Source organism: Adlercreutzia sp. DFI.6.23, from assembly GCF_024462535.1.
In the GTDB taxonomy this organism is placed as follows: Bacteria; Actinomycetota; Coriobacteriia; order Coriobacteriales; family Eggerthellaceae; genus Adlercreutzia; species Adlercreutzia rubneri.
The window spans coordinates 1-301 of sequence record NZ_JANGBP010000520.1 but is presented as its reverse complement, the minus strand read 5'-3'; the positions used below and the strand labels follow the sequence as shown (position 1 = coordinate 301).

General features: G+C 64.5%; 1 protein-coding gene. It reads left to right on the top strand.

Annotated features, from left to right (window positions below; all coding sequences use genetic code 11):
• Window positions 1-184 (top strand): NrfD/PsrC family molybdoenzyme membrane anchor subunit (nrfD, locus tag NE591_RS14395; protein ID WP_256156998.1); only part of this gene is annotated, 184 nt, incomplete at its 5' end.
• Window positions 185-301: the final 117 nt, after the last annotated feature.

The window sequence follows — 301 nt, the reverse complement described above, 5'->3', positions numbered from 1 at the left end:
CCTGTACGCGAACGTGAAGGAGCTCCCCGCCTACCTGGACACCCCTGTCATGAGCTCCATCGCCTGCACCGTGGCCGCCATCGGCATGGTGGTGGTAGACCTCGGCCAGCCGGCGCGCCTGTGGGAGCTGTTCGCCTACTCCAACCTAGGCAGCCCGCTCATGTGGGACATCGTGGACAGCTGAAATATCGCCATCTGCCCCCGGCGTCGTTCATGGGGTCGACGGCCCTTATGGGCGGCTGGACGCAGGGGTCTCCTTTGGTGCGCGCCCATAATGAGGAGATGGGTGTTCCCAATCCCA